Consider the following 6,686-nt stretch of genomic DNA (forward strand, 5'->3'; position numbering starts at 1 on the left):
GGTGGCCGCGCGGCGCACGCCGCGCGTTGGAGGAAGTCTCGCTTCGACCACCGACACGCGTGTCACTCCGGCGTGACGATTCCGTGTCGTCGGCGCGGGGTCAGCGCGCGGACCGGCCGGTTTCCAGCAGCTCCCGCGCGTGGGTGAGAGCCGCCTCGGAATCGCTGAGTCCCGACAGCAGACGCGCCATCTCGGCTTCCCGCTCCGCCCCTTCGAGCCGTCGGACACTGGATGCCGTCACCGCACCGTCGTTGCCCTTCACGACGGTGAGATGGTTGCCGGCGAAAGCCGCGACCTGGGCGAGGTGCGTGACCGCGATCACCTGCGACGACTCCGCCAACCGGGCGAGTCGCCGCCCGACCTCGATCGCCGCGGCACCGCCGATGCCTGCATCCACCTCGTCGAAGACGAACGTCGGCACGGGGTCGACGCCGGCGATGACGACCTCGATCGCGAGCATCACGCGGCTCAGCTCGCCGCCGGACGCCCCGCGCGACACGGGCCGCGGATCGGCGCCCGGGTGCGGCGCCAGCAGGATCGCGACGTCGTCGCGCCCGTGCGAGCCCGGGGCGGGCGACGGCGTCACCGCGACGGTGAGCTTCGCGTCGGGCAGGGCCAGGGCGTGCAGCTCCTCGGTGACGGCGGCACCGAGCCGCGCCGCGGCCTCGATGCGCGCCGCGGTCAGCGCTTCGGCGGCGGTATCCAGCTCGGCCGCCGCGGTATCGCGTTGCGCGCCGAGCCGCTCGATTCGGTCGCCGTCGTCGTCGAGTTCGAGCAGTCGCGCCGACCCCGTCTCGAGCAGCGTGATCGCGGCATCCACCGATCCGTGGGCACGCGCGAGCGCAGCGAGGACCCCGCGCCGCTCGTCGACCGCGGCAAGCTCGTGGGGACCGGATTCGTCGAGGTCCGCGAGGTACCCCGACAGGGCGACGGCGACATCGGTCGCGCGGTACCCGAGGTCGGCCACCTGCTCGCCGATCGCCGCGAGTTCGGCATCGCTGCCCGAGACGCGCTCGAGCGCCCTGCGGGCCTCGGCGAGCAGCGTCACGATGTCGGGGGTGTCGTCGTCGCTGGAGAGCACCGCGTGCGCGCCGACGGCGGCGATACGGAGTTCCTCGGCGTTCGCGAGGCGCTCCGCGCGACGCTCGAGTTCCTCTTCCTCGCCGGCGATCGGCGCGGCCGCCTCGATTTCCGCGATCGCGGCGCGCAGCTCTTCGGCCTCGCGCGCACGGTCGTCGCGGTCGGCCGTCAGCGTCGAGAGCTCGGCATCCAGCGCTCGGAAGGCGTCCCACGCCGCACGGTACGCGGCACGGGCGGTCGTGACCGGATCGCCGCCGAAGCGGTCGAGCGCGTCGCGCTGAGCGGATGCCGAGCGCAACCGCAGCTGATCGGATTGCCCGTGCACCACGACCAGGTCGTCCGCGAGGTCGGCGAGCACGCCCGCCGGCGCCGTACGGCCACCCACGGTCGCGCGGCCTCGGCCCTCGCTCGAGACCGTGCGCCCGAGATACAACTCCGCCGCGCCGTCGCCGAGGGGTTCGACGTCTCCCCCGGCCTCGCGCACGCGCGCCGCGACGGGCCCGTCCTCGGGGACGAGCCACACGCCCTCGACCGCGGCCTGGGCCGCACCCGAGCGAACGGCACCCGAATCAGCGCGCTGTCCGAGCAGCAGGCCGAGACCGGTGACGACCATGGTCTTTCCCGCGCCGGTCTCACCGGTGATGGCGGTGAAGCCGCGCCCGATCGGCAGCGTCGCGTCGGCGATCACGCCGAGATCGCGCAGCCGCATCTCCTCGATCACGGCATGCCTCCCAGGGCGCCGCGCCAGCCGGTGACCGGAAGCCGGAACTTCCGTACGAGACGCTCACTGAACGCGGCAGGGTGAAGACGTGCGAGACGCACCGGACGCGACGACCGTCGCACCACGACGCGCGCGCCGGGCGGCAGCTCGTGCGAGCGTCGACCGTCGCACCACAGGATGCCACTCCCGCTCGTGCGCTCGAGAACCTCGACCGCGACGGTGGCGTCCGGGCTCACGACGAGCGGACGCGCGAACAGCGCGTGGGCGGACAGCGGCACGACGGCGATCGCCTCGACGGTCGGCCAGATGACCGGGCCACCGGCGGAGAAGTTGTAGGCGGTGGAGCCGGTGGGGGTCGAGATGACGATGCCGTCGCAGCCGAAGGACGACAGCGGCCGTCCGTCGACCTCCATGACCACCTCGAGCATGCGCTCGCGGCTCGCCTTCTCGACGGTGGCCTCGTTCAGCGCCCAGGTCTCGAAGATGACGCGATCGTCGGCGTCCAACACCTTCACCGCGAGGGCGAGACGCTCCTCGACGCGGTAGTCGCGGTCGATGACACGGCGCACCGCGTCATCCATGTCGTCCCGCTCGATCTCCGCGAGGAAGCCGACGTGGCCCATGTTGATCCCGAGGATCGGCGCACGGCCACCGCGGACCGTCTCGGCCGCGCGCAGGATCGTTCCGTCGCCGCCCAGGACGATCGCGAGCTCCAGATCGTCCACCCCGACGTCGATGCCGAGCGTCTCGACGCCGTCGAGCGACAAGCGCTCGGCGAGTTCGGGCCGGTCCTCCGCAGAGACGACGGGAATCGCCCCCGCCGCGCGCACAGCGGACAGCACGCGCTGCGCCGCTTCGACGGTGTCGTCGCGGCGGGCGTGGACGACGAGCAGGATTCGGCGTTCGCTGGGGGTCATCGGCTTCCGGTCAGTCGGGTCACGGTGCTCTCCCATTCTGAGGGGTCGGTGCCGCGGGTGTCCGAGAACCACGCCACGTACTCCTGGTTGCCGTGCGTTCCCACGATCGGCGAGGCGATCAGGCCTGCGGTCCGCAGGCCCACGTCCCACGCGGCCCACAGAACGCCGTGGACGGCATCGGAACGCAGCGCCGGATCGGTCACGAGACCGCCCTTCACGGCGGTGCGGCCGACCTCGAACTGCGGCTTGATCAGCAGGACGATGTCGGCCTCGGGAGCGGCTGCGGCCACGACCGCGGGCAGGACATGGTGGAGGGAGATGAAGGACAGATCGCCGGTGACGACACTCGGACGCTCGGCGACACCCGTCGCGGCAGCGAGGTTCTCAGCGGTCATGAACCGCACGTTATACCCCTCGACCGACACGACCCCGGGGTCGGCCGCCACGGTTGGGGACAACTGCCCATGCCCCACGTCGACGGCCAGCACCGGACGGGCACCGCGTTCCCGCAGGACCTGGGTGAACCCACCGGTGGAGGCCCCGAGATCCACGGCGACCCGCCCCGCCGGGTCGACGTCGAAGGCGTCGAGCGCCGCCACGAGCTTGTGCGCGCCCCGGCTCACGTAGTGGTCGGCGACGGCGACCTCGATGCGCGCGTCGTCCTCGACTCGCACCGAGGGCTTGACCACGCCGTGACCGTCGACGGTCACGAGACCGTCGGCGATCAGCTGCGCCGCGTGCGTGCGCGATCGCGCGAGACCACGTGCGGCGAGCTCGGCATCCAGTCGGCCGCTCATCCGTCCGCCGGCGTCGCCGCGCCCGATTCGAGGCGCCGCGCGAGCTCGTCGTGCAGGGCCGCGTAGGCGTTCGCGCGCGCGTCGAGCGGCTGCTCCTCGATGATGCGCAGGCGGTCGATCAGTCCGGCGTCGGCATCGGTCTCGCGGTCATCCGACATGGATGCCATCGTATCGGCGTCAGCGCACGCGGAAGGGGTCCGCGTACAACTGCTCCGGAACCCGGAACCCGAAGATCGCGCGACCCGAGTTCCAGATCGCCGCGGCCCCGGCGCGGAGGAGGTCGATCTGGCGGTTCCCCGCCGAGACGATGCGCAGATCCACGCCGTCGATCTCGACCACCGCGTCACCGACGCGCGTGCGGTCGCCCTTGACGATCGTCGCCGGGTACGGTTCGAACAGCTGACGCAGGTCCGCGACGATGTAGTCCGGACGCTGATTCGGAATCGCCGCGAGGAGCTGCTTCGGCCGATCGATCCCGGTGAGCACGTGCACCGACTTCATCCCGGCGCCGCGTGCACCCTGCACGTCCGTGTCGAGCCGGTCGCCGATGAACAGCGGCGACTGAGCGCCCGTGCGCGCCACGGCGACGTCGAAGATCGGACGTTCGGGCTTCCCCGCGACCGTCGCCAGACGGCCGACGGCGGTGTGCACGGCCGACACGAGCGTGCCGTTTCCCGGCGCGATTCCCCGCGCCTGCGGGATCGTCCAGTCGGTGTTCGTGGCGATCCACGGGATGCCACCCTCTTCCACTGGAGTCGCGAGCGCATACGCCGCCTCGGCGAGCTGCTTCCAGCCCACCTCGGGAGCGAAGCCCTGGACAACCGCCGCCGGAGAATCCTCGGCGCTCCGGGTCACGACGAAGCCGGCCTTCTCGACCTCGACGACGAGACCCTCTCCCCCGACGACCAGCAGCGTCGACCCGGCCGGCACGAGGTCGGCCAGCAGACGCATCGCGGCCTGGGGGCTCGTCACCACGTCCTCGGGTGCGACGTGCAGCCCGAGTGACGTCAGGTGTTCCGCGACGGAAGCGTCCGTCCGCGACGCGTTGTTGGTGATGTACCCGAGGCGGTGTCCCTCCTGGGCTGCGCGGTTCAGGCTCTCGACCGCGTGCGGCAGAGCCCCCGGTCCCGCGTAGACCACGCCGTCCAGGTCGGCGAGCACGACATCGACCCCATCGAGAGGCGTCGGTTCCGGCTTGCTCCGCCCGAAGATCATCGCGTCTCGTCCTCGTCCTCGTCCGCATCTTCGTCGGCTTCTTCGACAGGGACGACTCCGGATGCCACGTCGACACCGCCGTCGTCATCGATGAGGTCGATCTCCTCAACGACGATGACCTCCCGATCGGCGACGCCGGCAGCCGCGTCGAGGGCATCAGCCGCGATCTCCGCGCGACGGAACCACTCGGCCGCCTCGTCGTCGCGCCCGAGCTCCTCGAGCACCGCGGCGCGAGCCGCGAACAGCGCCGGGCTCCACTCGAACGCGCGATCCGGGTCGGCCTCGGGGATCTCCAGCTCCTGCAGCGCGCGCTCCGGGTCGCCGAGATCGAGGCGTGCACCGGACATCGCGATCGCCAGCTGCGCCCGGACTGCGGTGGGCAGAGTCGAACGATCGACCGAGCGCCCCTCCTCGAGAGCGCGATCGGGACGCCCGACACCGCGCTCGCTGTCGACGATCAGGGGAAGCTGCTCGTCGGAACCGGAGATGCGACGGTGCGTCCGCAATTCGCGAAGAGCCAGGGCGAAATCGCCGATGGCATAGGCCGTGATCGCGACGGTCTCACGAACGATCGCGACGCGACCCGCGCTCCGGGAGGCCGCCAGCGCGTGCTGGTGCGCCAGCTGCGGGTCTTCCTCGATCAGACGGGATGCCATGACGAGGTGTCGTGCAACGTTCTCGGCGTTGTCCTTGCTCAGAGTCTTCAGCTCGTTGCGGGCCGCGCCGGGAAGATCGCGGGCAGTGACATCCTCGGGGACGACCGGTCCACGCTCACGCTGATCCTGCGGAGGCCGAGTCGCGCGACCCTCCGCGCGGTCGAAGCGACGGGGTGCCCCGGCACCCGGACGACGGTCGCCCGAGGGGCGCCGGTCCCCACCTTCGGTACGAGGACGGTACGGACGCGAGTCGCCGGACGTCGGGCGACCAGCCGCGTCACCCTCGCGGCGCGGACGGAAGTCGCCGTCCCGGCGCGGGCGACCAGCCGCGTCACCCTCGCGGCGCGGACGGAAGTCGCCGTCCCGGCGCGGGCGACCAGCCGCGTCACCCTCGCGGCGCGGACGGAAGTCGCCGTCCCGGCGCGGGCGACCAGCCGCGTCACCCTCGCGGCGCGGGCGGAAGTCGCCATCGCGACGAGGGCGACCGGCCGCGTCACCCTCGCGACGCGGACGGAACTCGCCATCGCGACGCGGGCGCTCGGAACCGTCACCGGGACGACGAACAGGACGGGCGTCTCCGCCGCGCGGTCGACCGTCGCCACCCGTCGGGCGCGAATCGCCGTCACGGCGAGGACGATACGGGCTGTCGCCTTCACGCCGGGGCGCGCGGTCGTCCCCCTCGCGGCGGGGACGCGCGGTGCGCTCTCCGTCGCGACGGAACGGACGGGAGGACGCGTCTCGGGCCGGGCGCCCTGCCCGCGAAGCTCCGCGCTCCGATCCGGATCGTGAACGGTCGTCCGAGCGACCTCCATTGACGTTGCGCTCGTTGGAGTCGTCGCTCGACATGACGATCCTTTCCCCGGAAATGTGTCCGTATATGCGAAATGGCCACCCAGCGTTGGGTGGCCATTTCGTGTAAAGGAAGTCCGGCGGTGTCCTACTCTCCCACAGGGTCCCCCCTGCAGTACCATCGGCGCTGAGAGGCTTAGCTTCCGGGTTCGGAATGTAACCGGGCGTTTCCCTCTCGCTATGGCCGCCGAAACACTATTGATGTTTCAAAAACCAACAACGATATGTCATTGTTGTGTTCCCGACCGTACATCGAGAACCACTCAGTGGACGCAAGCACCAAAAACGGTGTGTTATCAAGTCATCGGCTTATTAGTACCGGTCAGCTTCACGTATTACTACGCTTCCACATCCGGCCTATCAACCCAGTAGTCTGGCTGGGAGCCTCTCACCCAAAAGGGCATGGAAGTCTCATCTTGAGGCCGGCTCCCGCTTAGATGCTTTCAGCGGT

General features: G+C 71.0%; 7 protein-coding genes and 2 rRNA genes. All 9 read right to left on the reverse strand.

Translation table 11 applies throughout. The features are described 5' to 3' along the window. Nucleotides 1-100 precede the first annotated feature (100 nt). Complete coding sequence (gene recN, locus I5G_RS08180; RefSeq protein ID WP_022878618.1) at nt 101-1,801, reverse strand: DNA repair protein RecN; 1,701 nt, start codon at nt 1,799-1,801, stop codon at nt 101-103. Next, nucleotides 1,798-2,718, reverse strand: coding sequence for an NAD kinase (locus tag I5G_RS08185; RefSeq protein WP_022878619.1), 921 nt, complete (start codon nt 2,716-2,718; stop codon nt 1,798-1,800). The genes recN and I5G_RS08185 overlap by 4 nt, the downstream gene beginning before the upstream one ends. Continuing rightward, a complete protein-coding gene (locus I5G_RS08190; protein WP_022878620.1) occupies nt 2,715-3,515 on the reverse strand; it encodes a TlyA family RNA methyltransferase in 801 nt (266 codons plus the stop codon). Before I5G_RS08190 ends, I5G_RS08185 begins: the two co-directional genes overlap by 4 nt. Further along, complete coding sequence (locus tag I5G_RS25820; RefSeq protein ID WP_022878621.1) at nt 3,512-3,673, reverse strand: hypothetical protein; 162 nt, start codon at nt 3,671-3,673, stop codon at nt 3,512-3,514. The genes I5G_RS08190 and I5G_RS25820 overlap by 4 nt, the downstream gene beginning before the upstream one ends. A 19-nt stretch (nt 3,674-3,692) precedes the next feature. Next, nucleotides 3,693-4,730: an HAD-IIA family hydrolase gene (locus tag I5G_RS08200; RefSeq protein ID WP_022878622.1), complete on the reverse strand. Its 1,038-nt coding sequence runs from the start codon at nt 4,728-4,730 to the stop codon at nt 3,693-3,695. Beyond that, entirely contained in the window at nt 4,727-5,386 is a 660-nt protein-coding gene (locus I5G_RS21405; RefSeq protein ID WP_022878623.1) for a hypothetical protein, read from the reverse strand. Before I5G_RS21405 ends, I5G_RS08200 begins: the two co-directional genes overlap by 4 nt. Before the next feature lie 47 nt (nt 5,387-5,433). After that, nucleotides 5,434-6,012, reverse strand: coding sequence for a hypothetical protein (locus tag I5G_RS25275; protein WP_148286447.1), 579 nt, complete (start codon nt 6,010-6,012; stop codon nt 5,434-5,436). Between the two features lie 298 nt (nt 6,013-6,310). Then, a 5S ribosomal RNA gene (rrf, locus tag I5G_RS08215) occupies nt 6,311-6,427 on the reverse strand. A gap of 100 nt (nt 6,428-6,527) precedes the next feature. Continuing rightward, a 23S ribosomal RNA gene (locus I5G_RS08220) occupies nt 6,528-6,686 on the reverse strand; the annotation flags it as partial.

Origin of the sequence: Microbacterium sp. B19, from assembly GCF_000333395.1 — a bacterium.
Classification (GTDB): domain Bacteria; phylum Actinomycetota; class Actinomycetes; order Actinomycetales; family Microbacteriaceae; genus Microbacterium.